Genomic DNA, 19,759 nt, shown 5'->3' on the forward strand with positions numbered 1-19,759 from the left:
GGGTTTGGCAGCGGTGGCCTTGCTTGCGGCGGGTTTGGTGGTTGTGGTCTTGCCAGCGGTCTTGCTGCCGGCAGCCTTCGGCGATTTTTTCGGCGCCAGGGCCTCGGCTTCGGCCAGTTTGCGCGCCATCTCCCAGTGACGTTCTTCCTGACCTTCGGGTTTACCTTCCGACTCCCAGATCTGGTAGGCGAATTCGCGGATGCGTTTATCGTCGGTACTCATCGCAATGCTCCTGAAATGAACTCATGCTTCTAGAAGTGTTGGATAAACAGATTGACCGGGACATCCCCCAGCGCAGCGCTGACCTCCAGCTCCCTGTTTTTTGTGACTGCGCTGCTTGAAAAAAGTCCCTTCAGATTTTCGTCGCAGCTGGCGAACGGTAACTCGACCCGCGTATCGCCCCAGCGCAGCGCGTCCACCTGAGGGACGGCAGCGTTTTCGAGCAAGCTCGCGCAGCGAATCGGCACAATCACGATTGCCCGTTGCCCTTCGTGTTCACGGGCAAACGCCAGCACGTTATGCGCCTGGCTGCCCAACACCTCGAGAGCCTGGTACGAGCCGCGGCGAAACAGCTCGATGTGTTCGGCGCGCAGGTTCAGTACCTGCGCGATCAACGCTTGCTTGATGCGCCCGTCGCGCCAGTTCGACAGCAGTTCCGATACGGCGGCAGGTTTCAGCGACTGCTCGCGCAGGCGGTAATCCACCGGCCGGCGATTGTCCGGATCGACCAGGCTGAAATCCCAATACTCGTTGCCCTGATACAGATCCGGCACCCCCGGCACGGTCATGTGCAGCAAGGTTTGCGCCAGCCCGTTGAGCGCACCGGCAGCGGCGATGCTGTTGACGCTTTTGACCAGAGCCCCGCGCAACAGCTCACCCTCGGCAGCCGTCAACAACTGCTCGGTGAAGGACTGCGCAGCCTGCTCATAGGCCTCGTTCGGCGCACTCCAGCTGCTTTGCAGCTTGGCTTCGCGCAAGGCCTTTTGCTGCCACTGCCAGATACGCCCGGCATAGTCGGCGAGTCCGGCCTGATCGTCGTCGCGCAGCTCCAGCGGCCAACTGCCGATCAGCGCCTGATAGAGGATCAACTCATCGGAGGTCGACGGCGCCTGGTCGTCATGGCGCAACGGCCGGGCGAGGGCACGCCACAACTCGACCTGCTCGGTGTACCAGTGGCTGCGCTCACTGAGCACGGCCAGTCGCGCGCGGGTGTCTTCACCGCGTTTATGGTCGTGGGTGGCGGTGGCCAGCAGGTTGTCGGGGAATGTCGCCAGGCGGTGTCGATTGGTCGCGTGAAAATCACTGACCGGCGCGCTGAAGCGTTCGGTGTCGTAGCCCACGTCATTGCGCGACAGCAGCACTGCCGAGCGATACAGCGCGGTGTCTTCCACGGCCTTGGCGGCAGCAGGAGAGGTGAGTTGTTGAAAGCGCACGCAGGCATGCCGCAGGATCTTGCGTGAGCGCCCGCGTGGCTTGTGTCGCCAGGGCTGGCCACCGAGCCAGCCGGCCACGGATTCAAGCACCGGCCAGTCGCTTTCGGCCAATGTCTGGCGTGCGCCCTCCATGGCCTGGCGGAAAAACACTTCATCCTGCTCTGAACGGCCCATGGCGCTGATGTAGGTGCGGTACACCGGGAAATGCACGATCAGCGCCTGCAATACCCGGCGAATCGAGCCGAGCGTCAGGTCGCGGGTCATCAGGTCGTCCCGCGCCACTTGCCACAGTGCCTGAGCCACGCTCTCGCTATCGCTGGCCAGCGAACCGTTGAGAATCTGCTGACGGGCCAGTCGTGCTTCTTCGATAAACATGGCGGGCCGCCCGGTGCGGCGATGCCAGAAGTCGCCAAGCACGTGCTCGCCGTCCGGGTCGTGTTGCAGCAGCGACAACTGATTCATGAATTCGTAACCGGTGCTGCCATCCACCGCCCAGTCGGCGCGCAGGGTTTCACCTGCTCCGAGAATCTTTTCGACGTAGATCGGCAGGTGTCGCCCCGGTGCCAGAAAATCGAGGCGCCGACGCAGCTTGCGGCAATACCCCCTTGGATCGGCGAGGCCGTCGATATGGTCGATGCGCAGACCGTCGATCAGGCCTTCTTCGATCAAGCGGAAAATCTTGCCATGGGTCGCTTCGAACACGGCAGGCCGCTCGACCCGCAGACCGCCGAGTTCATTGATGTCGAAGAAACGTCGCCAGTTGATGTCATCCGCCGCCGTGCGCCAGCTCGCCAGGCGATAGCTTTGTCGCTCCAGCAGTTGATGCAGGCGCCGGAAGCCGTCGTCGGTCTTCGAGTCGTAGCGCGCCAGGTTGTTCTGCAGGGTTTGCAGAATGTGCGGGTCGCGGGCCAGTTGCTGCAATTCTTCCTTGAGGGGGATGGCCAGCGAGCGGGCATCGGTCTGGTAGCTCAGGGCGCTGAAACGGTCGGCCAGCGACTTGAGCGCTTCGTTCATGGGTTCATCGCTGTTGAGCAGTTCGCCGTAATCGCCAGGGCAGATCGGGAAGTGGTGCTCGTAGTGCTCGACGTGGAAGGTGCCGCACTCGGCATTGAACACCAGTGGCAGCGACCCTTCCTGCAACGCAATCCCGTAATCGCTGCCGAGGAATGGCAACAGCAATTGGCCTTCCATCAATGGGTCGGGCGAGTGCCACTGGATATCGAAGAATTCGCCATAAGGACTGAGCCGGCCCCATTCCAGCAGATCGAGCCACCAGGGATTGTCGTTGCCGCCGACGGCCATGTGATTGGAGACAATGTCGAGGATCAGGCCCATGTCGTGTTCACGCAGGGTCGTCACCAGACGGCGCAATGCCGGCTCCCCGCCAAGTTCGGGGTTGACCCGGGTCGGATCGACCACATCGTAACCGTGCATGGAGCCGGCACGGGCCGCCAGCAGCGGCGAGGCATAAATGTGGCTGATACCGAGCCGGGCAAAGTACGCCACCAATGGCACGGCGTCATCGAGGGTAAAACCCTTGTGAAACTGCAGACGCACGGTCGCGCGCACGTTCTGGTTCTGCACGGTACTCATTGGTCACGCTCGGCGGCTTGCAGGCGGGCACAGGCCAGCAGTTCTAGGCGCCGGGCGGCATCGACGCCGTCAAGCAGGGTTGTGCTGGTTCCCGGTAAACGCCGCGACCAATTCGGGTGGGTGTCGATGGTGCCGGGCAGGTTGGCCTGTTCATCCAGGCCCAGCGCGTCTTCCAGCGGCAGGAGTACCAATGGCGCGCGGGTATGGCCGAGGAAGCGGACACTGGCGTCGACCACCTGATCGGCTTCGTGGGATTCTTCGCGAAAGTTTTGCGGATCCTGGCTCAGGGCATTGCGCAAGCCGTCGCGTTCGCGCTCGCGATAACGTCGCCAGTCGATCTCGCCATTGGCGTCGATCAGCCCGAGTCGTGCATTCCAGTCGATGTCCCGACCATGCCACCAGCCGTTGAGCGTTGGCAGATCGTGGGTGCTGGTGGTGGCCAGGGCGTTGTCCGGCCAGTCGAGGATCGGCTTGAACCAGGTGTTGTCCTGTTCGAACAGCAGCACACGCATGCCGAGCATGGCCCGGGCGATCAGTTTTTCCCGCAGGCCGTCAGGCACGGTGCCGAGATCTTCACCCAGCACGATCGCCTGATGCCGATGGGATTCAAGGGTCAGCAGACGCAGCAAGTCGTCTATCGGGTAATAAAGGTAGGCGCCGTCGGCCGGTGGCGAATCCTTGGGAATGACCCACAGCCGTTGCAACCCCATGACATGGTCGATGCGCAGCCCGCCGGCGTGGGCGAAATTGGCGCGCAGCATGTCGATGAAGGCGCGGAAGCCGTTGCGCACCAGCCCCTCCGGGGAGAACGCGGAGATGCCCCAACCCTGGCCGGAGCGGTTGAGAATGTCCGGTGGCGCGCCGACGGTCAGTGAGGCCAGCAGTTCGTCCTGAAAACTCCAGGCCTGACTGCCGGCACCATCGGCGCCCACCGCCAGGTCGGCGATCAGGCCGATGCCCATGCCGGCGCCGCGGGCGGCATTTTGTGCACGCTCCAGACAGCGATGGATCAACCACTGGCAAAAAGCGAAATAACCGATGCGCTCGGCATACTCCTCGGCGAAGGCCGCGAGAGCCGCCCCACGCGGGTCGCGCCAGTGTTCGGGCCATTCGCGCCAGTCGAGGTTTTCCCCTCGGGCGGCACGCATTTCCTGGATGGCTTCGAAGCGGCAGTGATTTTCCAGTGCTTCGCCGCCTGCATCGCGGAAGCTGGAAAAGTCCGCCTGCAGCGGATGCTCGCCACGGATGAAGCCTTCGTACAACGCTTGCAGAAGCTTTTGCTTGGCGTCGGCGGCTGCAGGCCAGTCAATCAGTTTGAGGTCTTCCAGTTGCTGAAACTGATCCGCCAGTCCGGCGGCGTCGATGGCGTCACGCAGGGCCCGCTCGCCAAGGATCGTCCCGGGCGCAGCATACAGTGAGTTCAGGAACAGACGGCTGGAAGGTGAATAGGGGCTGTAGCGCCCGTTGTCGGCGTTGAACATCGCGTGCAGCGGGCTGATCGCCAGGGCGTCGGCACCGCGTTCGCCGGCGCTGCGGGCCAGATCCTCGAGGGCTTGGGTATCGCCGAAGCCGCCATCTCCCGGGCGGCGCAGACTATAGAGCTGCACGCTCAGGCCCCAGACACGGGGAATCGGGCTGTCCACGGCGTCGCCCACGCTGAAGCAGCGCTCGGGCGCCACGGCCAGGGTGAAATGTTGATCGGCGATGTGGACTTGCTGATAACCGACCGGGATCTCACCGGGCAATATCGCTTCCGCATCGAGCTTGAGGGACAGGCGTGTACCGTCCTCCAGATGTATCTCACAGGGGCTTTCGGGTTCGAAATAACGCGCCAGATCCAGGCCCACGCCGACATCGGCAGTCAGCAGAGGAGGAAGCTGGCGATTTTGTTGCGCTTGTTGCAGTTCAAGCAGACTGGCGTCGATCTCCTGGGCTGTGTTGGCCGGGTGACCGAGCCCGGTCAGTACATTGCGCAGCACGGCAGGTGCAACTTTTTGTGGACGCCCGTTGGCGTCGATCCAGTCGACCGCGAGGCCGGCCCGGCTGGCAAGAATTTCCAGTTGCGCATCACTCATAGGCGCTCTCCATCCAGTGGGGGCAAAGGGGTTGCGGCCGTGAGGCTGACGAGCGCGCAATACGGGGGCAGTTGCCCCGTGTCCTGCAGGTCGGCGGCAGGCGGTTGTCGAAAGAGCCACACCGCGTCGGCCTGTGGTGGGTTGACCACGGGCGTGTCGCTGAGGTTCAGGTCGATTCGCAGCTCGCTGCCATCCCCCAGTCGCCAGCGCGCACTGACGGCGCCAAACCCCAGAACCTGAGCGCCAAGTGCCTGGGTGCCGGGCAGGTGCGCAATGATGTGTTGGTGGCGCAAATGCAACAGCTGACGATACAGCGCCAGAGTAGCTTGCTGTTTCGACGAGCCGCTGCCGACCAGTCTTGGTTGCGAGGCGTGGAATGTCTGTTCGGCGTTGGGGTCGGGTATCTGCTCGCGGCGTTGCGGATCGGTGAATGCGCTGAATGCGGCGAATTCGTTGCGCCGGCCTTCACGCACCAGCCTGGCGAGTTCGCCGTGATGACTGGTGAAAAACAGGAACGGCTGTTCGGCGGCGAACTCGTCCCCCATGAACATCAGCGGAATCATCGGTGACAACAGCAGCAAAACGGTGGCAGCCTCAAGGGCGCGAGGATCGGCCAGTCGATGCAGGCGTTCACCGAAGGCGCGGTTGCCGATCTGGTCATGGTTCTGCAGGAACAGCACGAACGCGGTGGACGGCAGATGCTCGCTCGGCTCGCCACGGGGTTTGCCATGGCGGGTCAGGTGACCCTGAAACACGAAACCCTGGCTCAGGCAGCGGGCCAGTTGTTCCGTGGGGTGTTCGGCGTAGTCGGCGTAATAGGCATCGGTTTCGCCGGTCAACAGCACATGCAGGGCATTGTGGCCGTCGTCGTTCCACTGGGCGTCGTAGGCGTCTTCCAGCAGGCTGGCCTGATTGTGCTCGTTCTCCACCGTCAGCCAGACGTGCCGCGACGGGTCGACCTGCTGACGGATGCGCTGTGCCAGTTCTTGCAGGAAGTCCGGATCCTCGATGGCATGCACTGCATCCAGACGCAGACCGTCGAAACGGTATTCCAGCAGCCACATCAGTGCGTTTTCGATGAAGAAGTCCCGCACTTCACGGCGGCGGAAATCAATGGCCGCGCCCCACGGTGTGTGCTTGTCCTCGCGAAAGAAGCCTTTGGCGTAGCGATGCAGGTAATTGCCGTCGGGGCCGAAGTGGTTGTAGACCACGTCGAGAATCACCGCCAGGCCGTAGCCGTGAGCGCTGTCGATCAGGTGCTTGAGCTGCTCCGGCGTGCCATAGGAAGCCTGCGGCGCGTAGTGCAGCACGCCGTCGTAACCCCAGTTGCGATCGCCGGGAAACTGCGCGATCGGCATCAATTCAATGGCGGTGACGCCCAGACCGACGAGGCGCGCAAGATGTTGTTCGACTTCAGCGAATCCGCCGAGGGCGCCGACATGCAGCTCGTAGATCACCGCTTCATTCCAGGGGCGACCCTGCCACGTGGTGTTCCGCCAGGCATAGAGGTGCGGGTCGACCACCACACTGTGGCGGTCGAGGTCGCCGTCCTGCGCCCTGGAGGCCGGGTCGGGCACCTCCAGTTCGCCGTCGATGTTGTAACGATATCGACTGCCGGCGGGGCAGCGGCTCTTGATCACGAACCAGCCGTCTGCCTGTGGCAGCATCGGCAGGGACTGGCCGTCGTCCAGCTCGACGCTGACGTAAAACGCATCCGGCGCCCACAATGCGAACTGCGTATGGTCGGCATCCAGCATGATCGCGCCGTGGGGCCAGGTTTCAGGGGACCGTAACGGCATCGTTGAAAACCTCCCTGGTTATTTGTGGTGCGTTTTACCCAGCGCCTTGGCCACCAGTTGTTCGTAGAGCTCGGCATAGGGCTCGACGGCCTTGCACCAGTTGAACGGCGCCGCCATCGCCCGGCAGCGCATGGCGTGGAGCAGGTCGGGGAAGGCAAACACCTTGAAGGCACGGCTCAGGGCTTCGCGGTAGCTGTCCACCGTGGACTCGTTGAACAGGAATCCAGTGACACCATTTTCGATGGTGTCCGCCAGCCCGCCGGTATTGCGCGCCACCGGCAACGAGCCGAAACGCTGGGCATACATCTGGCTCAAACCGCAAGGTTCGTAGCGCGAGGGCATCAGCAGGAAGTCGCTGCCGGCGAACATTCGGCGGGCGTCGGTTTCATTGAAGCCGATGCGTACGCCGATCTGGCCGGGAAAGCGCAGGGCCAGTTCGCGCATGGCCTGTTCTTCTTCAGGCTCGCCGCGCCCGATGATGGCGATCTGGCCGCCGTTCTGCACGATGTACTCGGACACCGCTTCGGTCAGGTCCAGGCCCTTCTGGTAAACCAGACGCGAGACCACGGCGAACAGCGGACCTTGAGATTCATTAAGGCCGAACAGTTCACGCACATGGGCGGCGTTCACGGCTTTGCCTTCCCAGTCGCCGATGGCAAAGGGTGCGAACAGATGAGGATCGGTGGCGGCGTCCCAGCTCTCGTCGATGCCGTTGGGGATGCCGCTGAGCAAGCCTTGCTGGGTCTTGGCGGCGAGGAATCCGTCGAGGCCGCAGCCGAAATCCGGGGTGGTGATTTCCTGTGCATACGTGGCGCTGACGGTGGTGATGTGGCTCGAATAGGCCATGCCGGCCTTGAGGAACGACATCTTGCCGTAGAACTCCATGCCTTCCTGTTGCAGGGCGTGAGCGGGAATACCGAGTTCCGGGCATGAACCCAGGCTGGTCACGCCTTGATAGGCCAGGTTGTGAATGGTGAACAGGGTCGGCGTGCGTTGCCCGCGCCAGTGCATGTAGGCGGGTGCCAGACCGGCAGGCCAGTCGTGGGCGTGCACCAGATCCGGGCACCAGTGGATTTGCGCAAGGTTGGCGGCGATATCGGCGGCAGCCAGCCCCAGTCGGGCGAAACGAATGTGGTTGTCCGGCCAGTCGCGACCATTGTTGGCGCCATAGGGACCGCCATCGCGAGCGTAGAGTTCAGGGCAGATCAACACATAGATGACCAGACCGTCAGGCATGTCCATGCGCCCGATCTTGCAGGGGGGCAGCGCGGCATGGCCACCCAGTTCACCGATGATATGGATCGGGTTTTCGCTGTTCATCACTTGCGGGTAACCGGGGATCAGCACCCGGACATCATGCAGATGCGCCATCGCACGGGGCAGGGCGGCAGAAACGTCACCCAGACCGCCGGTCTTCACCAGATCGGCGATTTCCGAGGTCACGAACAATACTTTCTTCTTGTTGGGGTTCTGACTGACTACCGGTTTCCGCGTCTTCGTACCCGGGACGCTGATCGACCGGCTGCCGGGAACGCTCGTGTTGCCCGATTCACCGACCGGCTGGTGAGCACGTTCTCCCTGAATATCCAATGCCGCACTGATCATATGAATCTCCCGTTTTGTTTGATCTGATTCTTGTCTTGAACAAGCGATGTCCATGGCCGGATCCTGTGGCCGGGCGCAAACGCGCCACGCATCGGTGAGCAAACGCTACCCAACACGCGCAAGCAGAATGGGTGAAGAGGCCGCTGCAAGGAATGAACCAAACGCTTAGGCCCTGTTGTTCAGATGACCCGGTGCGATCAGCAAAAGTTTCGATTAATTTTCGGCTTTGTGACCGCTCGGTCTGACCCCGAGAAAACCAGTCTAGGTCAGATCCTAGAGCGGGCCAGGGCAATCGGATGAATTGTTCGACAATCTGTTGCTGACTCACGAAAACCGTGGCGTGGGAGCGCGCGCGCACCGACGAAGTGCATGTTGTCGGTGTCGGAGGATGCAAAACGGTGACTGCTCAGTCATGTTTTTGGGCGCGAGAAACGTGCCGATGCACTGTTGCGGTGCGGGCAGTGATGTTGGCGGGCGGTCAGTGGATGCTGCTTCGCGGGCACGGACAGCCCGCGAAGCCAATGTGAGTCAGTTCAGCAGGCGAATCGGTTCTCCCGCCGACCAGGCCTGAATGTCTTCGATCATCTGCGAAAAGAACTGCTCATAGTTCTGTCGGCTGACGTAGCCGACGTGGGGTGTGGCCAGAACATTGTCGAGCGTGCGCAACGGATGCAGTGCCGGCAACGGCTCCTGGTCGAACACATCGAGGGCTGCCCCGGCGATGCGTTGTTTCTGCAGGGCCTTGATCAGCGCCGCTTCGTCTACGATCGGCCCGCGTGCCGTGTTGACCAGCAGGGCGGTCGGCTTCATCCAGTCCAGTGCCTGGGCATTGACCAGCCCACGACTGCGGTCGCTGAGCACCAGATGCACGGACAATATGTCGGCCTGTTCGAATAACGCCTGCTTGCTCACATAAGTGACGCCGACTTCTTGAGCGCGCTCGGCGGTGAGGTTTTCGCTCCAGGCGATCACGCGCATGCCGAACACCTGACCGAATTGCGCCACTCGCTGGCCGATACTGCCGAGCCCGAGAATGCCGAGCGTCTTGCCGTAAAGGTCACCGCCCAGACCCTGCTGCCACTGGCCGGCGCGCAGGGCGTTGACTTCGTTCACCAGATTGCGGGTGGCAGCCATGATCAAAGCCCAGGTCAGTTCCGGTGCTGCATGCTTGTAACTATCGGTGCCGCAGACCTTGATTCCGAGTCGGGCGGCGGCCGGCAGGTCCAGCGCCGCGTTGCGCATGCCGCCGGTGACCAGCAGCTTGAGGTTCGGCAGGCGCTTGAGCAGGTCTTCATCGAAGCGTGTGCGTTCGCGCATTACGCAAATCACCTCGAATCGCCCCAGACGCTCGGCCAGCGTGGTGTTGTCCGCCGGGTACTCATGGACAAACGTCACTTCACCGAGACTGTCGAGTACCGACCAGTCGACCACGTCGCGTGCCACGTCCTGCCAGTCATCGATCACTGCAATCTGCACCGCCATCAGCCTTGACTCCTCAACGAACGGGATTGGTCTTGTTCAGCCAGCCGAGCAGTGCCTGGTGGAATTGCGCCGGTTCTTCCATCTGCGGGGCGTGGCCCAGGCCAGGGAACTCCACCAGGGTGGATTGCGGGATCAGCTTCGCCACCTGCTTACCCAGCACTTCGTAGTGGCCGATTTTCGCTTTCACCTCCGGTGGCGCAATGTCCTTGCCGATGGCTGTGGTGTCGGAGGTTCCGATCAGCAGCAGGGTCGGCATTTTCAGGTCCTTGAACTCGTAGTACACCGGTTGGGTGAAGATCATGTCGTAGATCAGCGCCGAGTTCCAGGCGACCTGAGTCTTGCCCGAACCGTTGCTCAGGCCGGCGAGCATGTCTACCCAACGGTCGAATTCGGGTTTCCAGCGACCGTCGTAATAAGTGCCGCGCTCATAGTCGCGAATGCCCTGCGCGGTGACCTTCAGTTCACGCTGGTACCACTGATCGACGTTGCGCCACGGCACGCCAAGGGCTTTCCAGTCCTCCAGGCCGATCGGGTTGACCAGCGCCAGTTGCTCGACCTGATCCGGGTATTGCAGCGCATATCGGGTGGCGAGCATGCCGCCCGTGGAATGGCCGAGCAGGGTGGATTTCTGGATGCCCAGCGCTTTCAGCAACTGCTGAGTGTTGGCCGCCAGTTGCTGGAACGTGTACTGGTAATGATCGGGTTTGCTGGAGCTACAGAAACCGATCTGGTCCGGGACGACCACCCGGTAACCGGCCTCGCTCAGGGCCTTGATCGAACTGTCCCAGGTGGCGCCGCAGAAATTCTTGCCGTGCATCAGCACCACCGTGCGCCCGTTGGCCTTGCCGTGGGCGGCGACGTCCATGTAACCCATCTGCAGAGACTGGCCCTGGGACTGAAAGGCAAAGTGCTTGAGGGTGTAGGGATAATCGAAACCTTGCAGTTCCGGGCCGTATGTCGGGCCTTCGGCATGGGCGAACAGGGGCAGGGCAGCGGTCAACAGCAGGCCGGGCAGCCAGCGGGTCAGCGACACAGACATTGGGCAACTCCACAGGAAATGGGTTGAGGGTGGAACGGCCGGATTAGGGCGAGGTTAAAGAAAGGCAATGCCCGCGCCAGATGGTTCAACCGAGCCAGCCAAGCGTGAGCATCGCCAGCACTCCATAGCGGGCACCCTTGGCAAGCGTCACGATCAACAGAAAGCGCCCGATCGGTTCACGCATGACGCCGGCGATCAGCGTCAGAGGGTCACCGATCACCGGCAACCAACTGAGCAGCAGCGACCAGTGTCCATAACGCTCATAGTGAGCGCGGGCGCGGGCCATATGTTTGGGGCCTACCGGAAACCAGCGCCGGTCCCGAAACCGTTCCAGTCCGCGCCCGAGCCACCAGTTCACCAGCGAACCGAGGACATTGCCCAGGGTCGCCACGGCCAGCAGGCCCCAAAGCCAATAGTGATCACTGACCAGCAGCCCGACCAGCACGGCTTCCGATTGCAGCGGCAACAGCGTTGCCGCACCAAACGCAGCAAGGAACAGCCCGAGATAACCCACCGTCATCAATGGGCCGGGTAGTCCGCCACCACCACATCGGTACCGTCCTTCTTGAGGCCGATCACTTGATAGGCGTCGCTCATGCCATCCATTTCCATGCCCGGCGAGCCCATCGGCATTCCGGGAGCCGCCACGCCGAGCAGGTCATCACGCTTGCTCAGGGCCAGTACCTGTTCCGCCGGGACATGGCCTTCGACGAATTTGCCGTTGATGATCGCGGTGTGGCAGGACGCGAGGCGAGGGGGAACACCGTGTTGTTGCTTGAAGCGGCTCATGTCGCTTTCGACGTGATCCTCGACCTTGAAGCCGTTGGCCTCCAGGTGGCTGATCCATTTTTTGCAGCAGCCGCAGTTGGCGTCGCGGTGGACTTCGATCGGGATGAGGTCGGCGGCTTGCGCCAGGGATGAGATGAACAGCGCACTCAGGGCAGCCAGACGCAGAGACTTTTTCATGAAGGGTTCTCGACTCGGATGACAGTCAAAAAAGAACGCATTTTGACCGGTTTTTCCTGCCGGGCATCAACGGAGTGTTTCCAGTTGATACAAGACAGGCCGTCAGCATGATCGTGGATCAAGGCTGACGGCATCCTTAGCGCAAGATGACAATGCTGTCAGCTGACCTTGAACCGTCCCATGATCGCACTCACCCGACTGTTGGCTTCCAGCAGTTGACGGGTATTGGTTTCACTGGCCTGGCCGCTTTGCACCAGCTCATCGACCATGTGGCGGATCTGCACCATGCTGCGGTTGATCTCTTCGGTGACGGCGCTCTGCTGCTCGGCGGCGGTGGCAATCTGGGCACTGAGGCTGTTGATGTGGCTGACGGAACCGGCCATGTCATCGAGCCCGCTGGTGACCCGTGCAGTGGCATCGGCGGCGGACTGACAACTGGCCTGGGTGTTTTCCATGGCGCTGACCGACGAACTCACACCTTGAGTCAGACGGGCCAGCATTTCATTGATCTCTGACGTGCTGGCCTGGGTCCGGGCGGCGAGGGCGCGGACCTCGTCGGCCACCACGGCGAACCCGCGTCCCTGCTCGCCGGCACGGGCGGCTTCGATGGCAGCGTTGAGCGCCAGCAGATTGGTCTGGCCGGCAATCGCCCCGATCACACCCAGAATCTCGGTAATGCGCTGGGCGTCCTGTTGCATGTTTTCGACTTTGTGCGTGGCACTGGCCACTTCGTCGATCAATGCCACGACGCTGCTGGTCGCTTCACCGACCACGATTCGTGAGCGGTCGGCGTTCTCGTTGGCCCGCTGGGTGAACGCGGCGGTTTCGGCGGCGTTCTGCGCAACGCTTTCGGCGGTGGAACTCATCTCGTTGATGGCGGTGACGGTCTGGTCGGTCTCCGAGGCGTGGCGCATCAGGATCTGACTGGTGTGTGCCGATGTGCGCTGCAGGTTGTCGAGGCTGGAGGCCATGGCGCCAGTGGCCTGGGTGACCTCACCGATCATGTTTTGCAGATACGCGATGAAGGTGTTGACCGAATGGCCAATGGCTCCCAGCTCGTCTTCGGCGCGGATGGTGATGCGGCGGGTCAGGTCGGCATCGCCGCTGGACAGCGAATCGATGTTGGCCTTGAGCGCCTTCATGCGTGCAACCAGTTGGCGGATCGCATAGACCTGCAACAGGACCAGCAGGACCACCAGCGGAATCTGCAGCAGGCTCAGGCTGCTGAGCACGTCATCACGCTGGGCCGTGAGCATTCGGGTCGGCAGGGCGGTGGCAAGGAACCACGGTGTACCTTCGATCGGACGCATGAAAAAGGTGCTGGCTTCACCGTTGTTGTCGAACTCCACGCGCTGTGCCTGATCGGGCTTCTGCAGACCGGCCTTGACCTGGTTGGCGAAGGTTGAGCTGGGGGTCAGTTCGCTGATGTTCTTCAACACGATCGGACCGCTGATGCGCGTGCTGTTGCTGATGATCTTGCCGTCGGCCTCGACGATCAGCATTTCGGCGTCGAGGTCTTTTTCCTTGCGTGCCACCAGTTCGTTGAAGAATCCCAGCGTGACGTCGATGGTCGATACGCCCCACGCGGCGCCGTTTTTCTGAATGGCCATGGCGCAGTTGGTGCGCGGCTCGGCGCTGGCGTCGTCCTTGTAGGCGGCGGCCCAGGCGCACTGGCCGCGTGGCGTCTGCATGCCGCCCTTGTACCAGCTCTGGTCGTAATAGTTGGGTGCCGCGTCGCTGTTCCAGAAAGTGTTCACGGCAAGTTTGCCGGAGCTGTCACGGTGCCAGAAGGTGCTGAACTTGTTGCGACCGGCCTCACGCTGGCCGGGCAACGGCCAGATGCCACCACCAAAGACTTTCAACTCTCCGTACTGGTCCACCAGACCCGGCAGTACGGTGTCGATGGCGGCGCTGTCGAGCAGAGGAATGGTCTGGGTGATGCTGCGTTGCTGCGACTGAACCTTGTTCAGTTCACCCTGAATCTGTTCGGCAACCTCGGCAATGCGGTTCAGCACCACCTGCTCTTCGGTGTGGCGCAATTTCGGGGCAACCAGTTGACTGATGCCGACCACCGTCAGGATCGACAGCAGCAGTATGAAAAGAACCAGAAACAGTGTGTAACGAGCCTGAATGGTACGGAGTGCTGGCATGTAAACCGGTCCTTGAGCAGTGTTTCTTATTAGGGGCGAAGAGCAGCGCAGTAGGGGTATCCCTTAGATATCGTCGAGGTGCAGGGAAGCTTTAGGTACTTGCGTGCTAAAAAAACACGACCGGCAAGTATCAGAGTTGACACATTCAAACTAACCAGCTCGTTCGTTAGAGTAAAAAATCGATTTTATCGAGGCTCTGAAGAAGCCTCTTGACCCGTAAATTCGGGGTGGGCGTGAATATGTATCGGAAATGTACATAAATTGTAAAAATGTGAAAAATTCGTTGGTGGCATCCGTTCCGCGGCCGATACTCCGGGCAATTCAAGACGTTCCACAAGGATATTTTTCATGTTCTTTTCGCAAGGAGCACGCTCATGACCGTTGGCTATACCGGAGCCTGGCAACCCAAGGCGGGTTTGCTGGTTCGAGATACCGCCAGTTCGAGCAAACCGGTTTCTCAAAGCGTGAAGGTCAAGCAGATGCTGGCCCTGGTCGGCAACGACCCCACCGTTCTCAACACGGCGGAAATGGACAAGCAGCGTTTGCACAAAAGCATCAAGGGCTTCGACCCGGAGAACGTGTCGGCCAAGCAGTTGGGCAAGCTGAGCGAGTTCTTGCGCAGTCGCGGCCTTATTTCCGAAGTGACGTCGATGACGCTGCTCAATGCCGGTGACAAGTTCGATCGTTTCGGCATCCAGAAAGACCCGGATGCCAAGTTCAACGCGCTGGAGTATTTCGCCACGCAACTGGACACCATCAACAACAACAGCCTCAAGGGCAACAAGTACGCCAATGGGTTGATCCCGGAGTACAAGAAAGCCATTTATGTGCTGCAAAGCCTGAAAACCTATGGGCAGGGCGGTGAGCGTGTGCTACCGACCGACAAAGGCGTCAGTGCCAAGGCGTAAAAGGCAGGGCCCGCCCCGGTAACGGAGCGGGCCCTTGCGTTCATGGACCCGTGCCGCAGGCCTGGAGCGTCGCCGGTGAGGTCATCTGCCGCAGCATGTGATCGTGCAACAACTGCATTCGCGGGCAATGCAGTGTCAGGGATCCGGGCTGGAATCCGCGATGAAACAACGCCAGCCATCCCTCACTTCTGTCATCGGGCGCCAGTCCGGTGAACACGAACCCGGTCTTCGATAGCCGGCGCCAGGCATTGTCGAAGCCCTGTGCGAGCCTGAGCCTGATCGATATCAGCCAATGAGCGGGCAATTGCTGTAATTGTCTGAGCAAACCGTCGTCAATTTCGCTGAATATCCCGTCATATCGTCCCCATCGCTGTTCCAGTTGCGCGGGCGAGCGGAGCCAGGGCGGAACGTCCGATCGTGTTCCGAATATGTCACACATCCTCTGCATGAACTCACGACACCCGTCCGGCCAGGCCAATGCCGGCAGTGGGCGGCGACAACCTTCCACAGGGGCATAACCCAGAACGAGTGATTCCGCCACGCCATCGCCAAAGGGCGACGGTGCATGATCGGGCAATAATCCGGTGTTGTGAAAACCAAGCCTGGCGGCCATTTTCTGTGTGTGCGTGTGATGGGTCATTTGCTTGATCGTGACCCCCTGATAGCCGAGCGCCTGCGCATGGATCAGCAAGTGTCGGCCAAGGCGTGTAGCGACATGCCGGCCACGGAACTGTGGATCCACCACGCTCAGTGCCAGTTCGGCGACCGACGCGCCGTGGTCAAGCATCAACGCGGCATGTCCCGCTATCTCATCGTTCGTCACCGCCACTAACGAGTGCCAACGGCCGTCGGCATGGTTCTGGCTGATCATGAGCGGCAGGTAAACATGCGGCTGAGCGTAATGGTCGCCGTAGATCCTTCTGAACAGGCGACTCACGGCAACGGCGTCACTGGTGCGGTAATCACGCAGGATGATCGACGCCATCAACGATCCTCCAGACGGGAGCCGTTGTAGACACGTCGATCCACCACTCGCTGACGTTTGCCTGAGCGAGGATCACTTGCCAGGTCCTGAACCGTGCAGCAAAGAATCTGCAACGCCAGCAAGTGATCGGCGCACAGTTGTTCGATCAGCGGGTAGTCCTCGATCAGTGCACTGTAAAGCGCTCGATCGGTTTCACTCGTCGCCGCTGCCATGGTGTCCGGCGCCCAGAGCAGGCGCAGGATATCCATTACCCCGTCCTGCTCGATCACCAGCTGCCAATCGTCGCTCCCGGTGACGCGCCGCACGGTCTCGCCGATCGATTGCGGCAACAAGGTCAGAATGCCCACTCGGATCCGCTGGCTGTCGGCGCAGCGGCCCATCAGCGCGAACTTGCGTCGGGACGTCCCGCTCGGCTCGCGCCAGCAGGCACGGTCGCCGACCGGGTAACGGATCAACGGCATCAACCGGCGCGTGAGGTTGGTCGTCACCAGGCGTCCGACACGGTCACACGCTTCGATTATCTCACCGGTCTGTTCGTCGAGGATCTCCAGCACGGCGTGCCCCTCCGGGACCCGGTGTTCACCCAGGTCGCAGTCACGATGGCTGGCGCCGATGAACCCGGCGTCCACGCTGGCATAGCCGATGGACGCCACTCGGGCATTGGGGAGCACTTGTGCCAGCCGTTGCAACTGTGCGTCGAACAGGCTTTCGCCGGCGTAGAGCAGGGTGGTGACCTCCCCAAGGACACGGTCATGCCGTTCGAGCCACGCAGCGAAGGACAGCAGATTGGCGGGCACACCGGCCAGCACGTTGATCCGGTGCCGGACGATTGCATCAGCCAGAGTGTTCGAGTCGACATGACCGGTGAACGGAAACTCCACGACTTCGGTTTGTACGTGCGCCAGCGCATCATGGGTGAAGACGAAACTGGCATACAGGTCCCCGACAAAAAACAGGTTGGCGATCCGGTCCCCGTCGCTCAACTGCTCATCGAGACTGCGCCCGAAGTCGGCCACCAGGGTCTGCCACTCTTCGCGCCTGAACAGTGAAAACCTGCCGGCACTGGTGGTTCCTCCCGTCTTGAAGATCAGGGCGTCATTCAGCGGTGCTGTCAGAACAGGCCATTGGTCAAGGTCCGGGCTGCCTTGCCAGTATTGCGCCGGGTCAATCACCGGCAGTTGTTCCAGTGAGGACAACTGCAAGGGAAGTCCGGCGTAGTGATTCGCATAAAAATCCGAATGCTGTCGCGCAAACGTCACCAGTTCTGCCAGTTCAAAGCGTGTGTTCATATTCGGCTCCTTGTTGGTCGGCACACGGACGAACCCTTCGATTGTCGATCAGCAGCGGCGTCTTGCCGCTGTGCCGGTTGCGGGTGAATCGCTCGCTGCCGCAGGTCTCAACCTCGACGGTCAGCAGGTTTGTCTGGATAAGCTCGGCCAGCGTCGGATAACCCGACAAGCGATGCCGGACGTCGTCGGCTTGCCGCGGACTGCGAACTCGCATGCGCTCCAGGCCGTCCGGGGCATGCTCGAGGATCAGTTGGAATTCGCTCTGCAGATGCTCGGCCAGTTGCGTCAGGCAGATGAAGTCCGTACCGATGCGCATCAGTCTGCCGTGGCGCTGCAGCAGTTCGAAGCGTGGAGCGGGCAGGCCGCATTCACATGCGCCGGGAATCCAGCGGCCGCTGTCGCCGACATCGTAGCGCTGGACGTCCTGACCTTCCCGCTCCAGGGAGGTGAATACCAGCCGTCCGGTTTCACTGCCGGTCACCGGTCGATCGGCGTCGAAATCGACAATTTCCAGATGCTGGATATCGCTCATCAGGTGGAACACGCCATCGTCGGTGGCCGGGCAGGCATGGCCGAGCGGCCCTGCATCGACACTGCCGTACACCGCCGAGCGGATCAGCCGGACGCCGCATTCACGCATCAACGCAAGGCTTTGCTCGCCAGGATGTTCGCCGCCGAGAAAGACCTTTTCGATCCCGCCATAGTCACGCAGCCGTGTCTGTTCGCTGAGGAACAGGCGATGCAGGGTGCTCGGCATACCGATCAGTACGGTGACGCGCCGATCGATGATCAACTGCGTGATTTCGCCATAGTCGTCATCGGCCGGTGCGCCCATCGGCAGGTGTGTGACACCCAGCAACTCCAGCACTTTGGAAAAGCTGAAAAAGCCGCCGTACAGGCTGCCGCTGAAGAACAGGTTCATCACTCGGTCCCGTTCAGGATCGAGACCTGCCGCAAACAGCCCGTCGGCGGTGGCGCGCATCTGCCGATCGAAGTCGCGATAGCTGAAACCGGACAGTACCGGAATACCGCTGCTGCCGCCGGAGCGGAAGTACAGCCGCGCTGCTGGATGGGGCGGGCGGGCAACGAAGGCGTCTTTGCTCATGATCGGAAAGTCGGCCACATCAGGGAGCTTTGGCACCGGGTCGAGCGTGGCGCGGGCTGCCAGCGCCGTGGCCGGCAGGCTGACCGACACGCGGCGGCTCAAGCGCTGCAAGGCATAGACGCCGTCGTGGGGCTCGCCTTCGTAACCCTCGTGAATGGTCTGTACCGGAGTGATCCGGGTGACACCGGCGGCAATCAGGGTCCGAGCCAGCTCGGCCATGTCGTGTTCAGTACAGATCAGCCCGGCGCTTTGCAGCACGTTTCGCCAGGGTAACAGCGTGCCTGTGAGCATCCTGCGTGGCAGTGGTTTGAGCAGCAGGCTGCGAAACAGGGGCGAGGGGGCGAGTTGCGGGTCGTGGGACCAGATGATCCGCCAGTCAGATGCCTGCCAGACCTGACCACGAGTCCCGGCAAAACTGTAAGCCAGGTGTGCCATCGCCATGCGGGTGGTGATTTCCGAAGCTTCCTGGACCGAAGGCAACAAGGCCGGCCAGTGTCGGGAGCGGCGCTCAAACGCCTCGGCCAGGCTCTTGCCGATGGCTTGCAGGGTGCTTTCGTCGTCACTGTCCACCAGCAACCATTGCGGACTGGAGCAGGCCTGCTGATCGAGACGACAGACTTCGTCGGCCACGGCGTCCAGCGCTTGCGGCGAGATGGCCGTCGGTGTCACGTAGATGAAGCTGATCCGGTGGCCCCAGTCGATCCAGCGACATCCCGGTGGCAGTTGTTGACGTATGGCCTGCAGCGCCGCTTCGCCTCCCCACGCCGACACGCCGTTGGCCCATTGGCAGAGTTGGCCGATCTGCGCAGTGGTGGTCGGTATGACGGCGACATGCCCGGCGATCCGGCCAGTCGTGTCACACTGCGTCAAGGCGTGGAGCAATCGCGCCGTCAGGCCCTGATCGCTGCTGCTGGGGCGCAGCCAGTTGACGTTGCCGGCCAGCAGGCTTTCGATCACGGCGCAAAAAGCCAGCAGCGGCGCATTGCCCGGGGTGATGTGAACCACCAGACCCAGCGGGCTCCAGCGCTCGAAACGCGACTGACGATAATCAATGCGGCGCAGGGAGCCTGGTTGTTCACCGAGTTCGCGCTCAAGCTTGCGCCGCAGGGCATCGGGCTGGCAGAACTCGATCAGCGTCTGGCGTTGTTCGGGATCCAGGGGCAATGCCGGATCCGGAATTTGCAAGCGCGTGGCAAAGGTGGCTGCGGCGCCCAGGACGGTCGATGTGTCCAGCGCCTCGGCCAACCGATGCGGCAAATCCAGGTGAAGCTTTTCCAGTGCGAGGTCGAGGGTGCATTCGTCGTGAAGCTGGCCATTGATCAGGTACATG

At 61.7% G+C, this 19,759-nt stretch carries 14 protein-coding genes and 1 pseudogene; 1 reads left to right on the plus strand and 14 read right to left on the minus strand.

Going from position 1 to position 19,759, the window contains the following annotated elements; genetic code table 11:
• The 10 genes from ACK6BI_RS24785 to ACK6BI_RS24830 all read right to left on the minus strand — a co-directional run.
• On the minus strand, positions 1 to 222 hold a 222-nt coding region (locus tag ACK6BI_RS24785), incomplete at its 3' end, for a DUF2934 domain-containing protein (RefSeq protein WP_409319143.1).
• Positions 223 to 251: 29 nt separating this feature from the next.
• On the minus strand, positions 252 to 3,026 hold the full coding sequence (locus ACK6BI_RS24790) for a malto-oligosyltrehalose synthase (protein WP_409319144.1): 2,775 nt from the start codon (positions 3,024 to 3,026) through the stop codon (positions 252 to 254).
• A complete protein-coding gene (gene malQ / locus ACK6BI_RS24795; RefSeq protein ID WP_409319145.1) occupies positions 3,023 to 5,101 on the minus strand; it encodes a 4-alpha-glucanotransferase in 2,079 nt (692 codons plus the stop codon). Before malQ ends, ACK6BI_RS24790 begins: the two co-directional genes overlap by 4 nt.
• Positions 5,098 to 6,900 carry a malto-oligosyltrehalose trehalohydrolase gene (treZ, locus tag ACK6BI_RS24800; RefSeq protein ID WP_409319146.1) on the minus strand — a complete coding sequence of 601 codons (1,803 nt, stop codon included), beginning with the start codon at positions 6,898 to 6,900 and terminating at the stop codon, positions 5,098 to 5,100. The genes malQ and treZ overlap by 4 nt, the downstream gene beginning before the upstream one ends.
• Before the next feature lie 18 nt (positions 6,901 to 6,918).
• On the minus strand, positions 6,919 to 8,505 hold the full coding sequence (gene glgA / locus ACK6BI_RS24805; protein ID WP_409319147.1) for a glycogen synthase GlgA: 1,587 nt from the start codon (positions 8,503 to 8,505) through the stop codon (positions 6,919 to 6,921).
• A gap of 528 nt (positions 8,506 to 9,033) precedes the next feature.
• Positions 9,034 to 9,987, minus strand: a complete 954-nt coding sequence (locus ACK6BI_RS24810) for a D-2-hydroxyacid dehydrogenase family protein (RefSeq protein WP_409319148.1) — start codon at positions 9,985 to 9,987, stop codon at positions 9,034 to 9,036.
• Positions 9,988 to 10,000: 13 nt separating this feature from the next.
• Complete coding sequence (locus ACK6BI_RS24815; RefSeq protein ID WP_409319149.1) at positions 10,001 to 11,026, minus strand: alpha/beta fold hydrolase; 1,026 nt, start codon at positions 11,024 to 11,026, stop codon at positions 10,001 to 10,003.
• Positions 11,027 to 11,111: 85 nt separating this feature from the next.
• Entirely contained in the window at positions 11,112 to 11,546 is a 435-nt protein-coding gene (locus tag ACK6BI_RS24820) for a YqaA family protein (RefSeq protein ID WP_409319150.1), read from the minus strand.
• On the minus strand, positions 11,546 to 11,992 hold the full coding sequence (locus tag ACK6BI_RS24825; RefSeq protein ID WP_409319151.1) for a DUF411 domain-containing protein: 447 nt from the start codon (positions 11,990 to 11,992) through the stop codon (positions 11,546 to 11,548). The genes ACK6BI_RS24820 and ACK6BI_RS24825 overlap by 1 nt, the downstream gene beginning before the upstream one ends.
• A 158-nt stretch (positions 11,993 to 12,150) precedes the next feature.
• Positions 12,151 to 14,142, minus strand: a complete 1,992-nt coding sequence (locus tag ACK6BI_RS24830) for a methyl-accepting chemotaxis protein (RefSeq protein ID WP_409319152.1) — start codon at positions 14,140 to 14,142, stop codon at positions 12,151 to 12,153.
• Between the two features lie 374 nt (positions 14,143 to 14,516).
• Here ACK6BI_RS24830 and ACK6BI_RS24835 point away from each other — a divergent pair, with 374 nt between their 5' ends.
• Positions 14,517 to 15,050: a hypothetical protein gene (locus tag ACK6BI_RS24835; RefSeq protein WP_065257991.1), complete on the plus strand. Its 534-nt coding sequence runs from the start codon at positions 14,517 to 14,519 to the stop codon at positions 15,048 to 15,050.
• On the opposite strand, the pseudogene ACK6BI_RS24840 reads toward ACK6BI_RS24835, so the two are convergent.
• The 4 genes and pseudogenes from ACK6BI_RS24840 to ACK6BI_RS24855 all read right to left on the minus strand — a co-directional run.
• Positions 14,990 to 15,184 (minus strand): annotated as a pseudogene (locus ACK6BI_RS24840) (hypothetical protein); the annotation flags it as partial. The gene ACK6BI_RS24835 and the pseudogene ACK6BI_RS24840 overlap by 61 nt on opposite strands.
• Positions 15,091 to 16,035, minus strand: a complete 945-nt coding sequence (locus tag ACK6BI_RS24845) for a GNAT family N-acetyltransferase (RefSeq protein ID WP_409319153.1) — start codon at positions 16,033 to 16,035, stop codon at positions 15,091 to 15,093. The gene ACK6BI_RS24845 and the pseudogene ACK6BI_RS24840, both read right to left, overlap by 94 nt.
• Entirely contained in the window at positions 16,035 to 17,324 is a 1,290-nt protein-coding gene (locus tag ACK6BI_RS24850; protein ID WP_409319154.1) for a phenylacetate--CoA ligase family protein, read from the minus strand. The genes ACK6BI_RS24845 and ACK6BI_RS24850 overlap by 1 nt, the downstream gene beginning before the upstream one ends.
• The gene (locus tag ACK6BI_RS24855; RefSeq protein ID WP_409319155.1) at positions 17,308 to 19,758 is read right to left on the minus strand and encodes an aldehyde dehydrogenase family protein; all 2,451 of its coding nucleotides are present in this window, start codon (positions 19,756 to 19,758) and stop codon (positions 17,308 to 17,310) included. The genes ACK6BI_RS24850 and ACK6BI_RS24855 overlap by 17 nt, the downstream gene beginning before the upstream one ends.
• Between the last annotated feature and the right edge of the window lies 1 nt (position 19,759).

The organism is Pseudomonas sp. KCJK9016 (genome assembly GCF_046231795.1).
GTDB classification, from domain to species: domain Bacteria; phylum Pseudomonadota; class Gammaproteobacteria; order Pseudomonadales; family Pseudomonadaceae; genus Aquipseudomonas; species Aquipseudomonas bananamidigenes.

Excerpts from the sequence above, each read along its gene's own strand:
- ACK6BI_RS24790 (WP_409319144.1), bottom strand. The coding sequence starts at position 3,026 with ATGAGTACCGTGCAGAACCAGAACGTGCGCGCGACCGTGCGTCTGCAG.
- malQ (WP_409319145.1), bottom strand. The coding sequence starts at position 5,101 with ATGAGTGATGCGCAACTGGAAATTCTTGCCAGCCGGGCCGGCCTCGCG.
- treZ (WP_409319146.1), bottom strand. The coding sequence starts at position 6,900 with ATGCCGTTACGGTCCCCTGAAACCTGGCCCCACGGCGCGATCATGCTG.
- glgA (WP_409319147.1), bottom strand. The coding sequence starts at position 8,505 with ATGATCAGTGCGGCATTGGATATTCAGGGAGAACGTGCTCACCAGCCG.
- ACK6BI_RS24810 (WP_409319148.1), bottom strand. The coding sequence starts at position 9,987 with ATGGCGGTGCAGATTGCAGTGATCGATGACTGGCAGGACGTGGCACGC.
- ACK6BI_RS24815 (WP_409319149.1), bottom strand. The coding sequence starts at position 11,026 with ATGTCTGTGTCGCTGACCCGCTGGCTGCCCGGCCTGCTGTTGACCGCT.
- ACK6BI_RS24820 (WP_409319150.1), bottom strand. The coding sequence starts at position 11,546 with ATGACGGTGGGTTATCTCGGGCTGTTCCTTGCTGCGTTTGGTGCGGCA.
- ACK6BI_RS24825 (WP_409319151.1), bottom strand. The coding sequence starts at position 11,992 with ATGAAAAAGTCTCTGCGTCTGGCTGCCCTGAGTGCGCTGTTCATCTCA.
- ACK6BI_RS24830 (WP_409319152.1), bottom strand. The coding sequence starts at position 14,142 with ATGCCAGCACTCCGTACCATTCAGGCTCGTTACACACTGTTTCTGGTT.
- ACK6BI_RS24835 (WP_065257991.1), top strand. The coding sequence starts at position 14,517 with ATGACCGTTGGCTATACCGGAGCCTGGCAACCCAAGGCGGGTTTGCTG.
- ACK6BI_RS24845 (WP_409319153.1), bottom strand. The coding sequence starts at position 16,035 with ATGGCGTCGATCATCCTGCGTGATTACCGCACCAGTGACGCCGTTGCC.
- ACK6BI_RS24850 (WP_409319154.1), bottom strand. The coding sequence starts at position 17,324 with ATGAACACACGCTTTGAACTGGCAGAACTGGTGACGTTTGCGCGACAG.
- ACK6BI_RS24855 (WP_409319155.1), bottom strand. The coding sequence starts at position 19,758 with ATGTACCTGATCAATGGCCAGCTTCACGACGAATGCACCCTCGACCTC.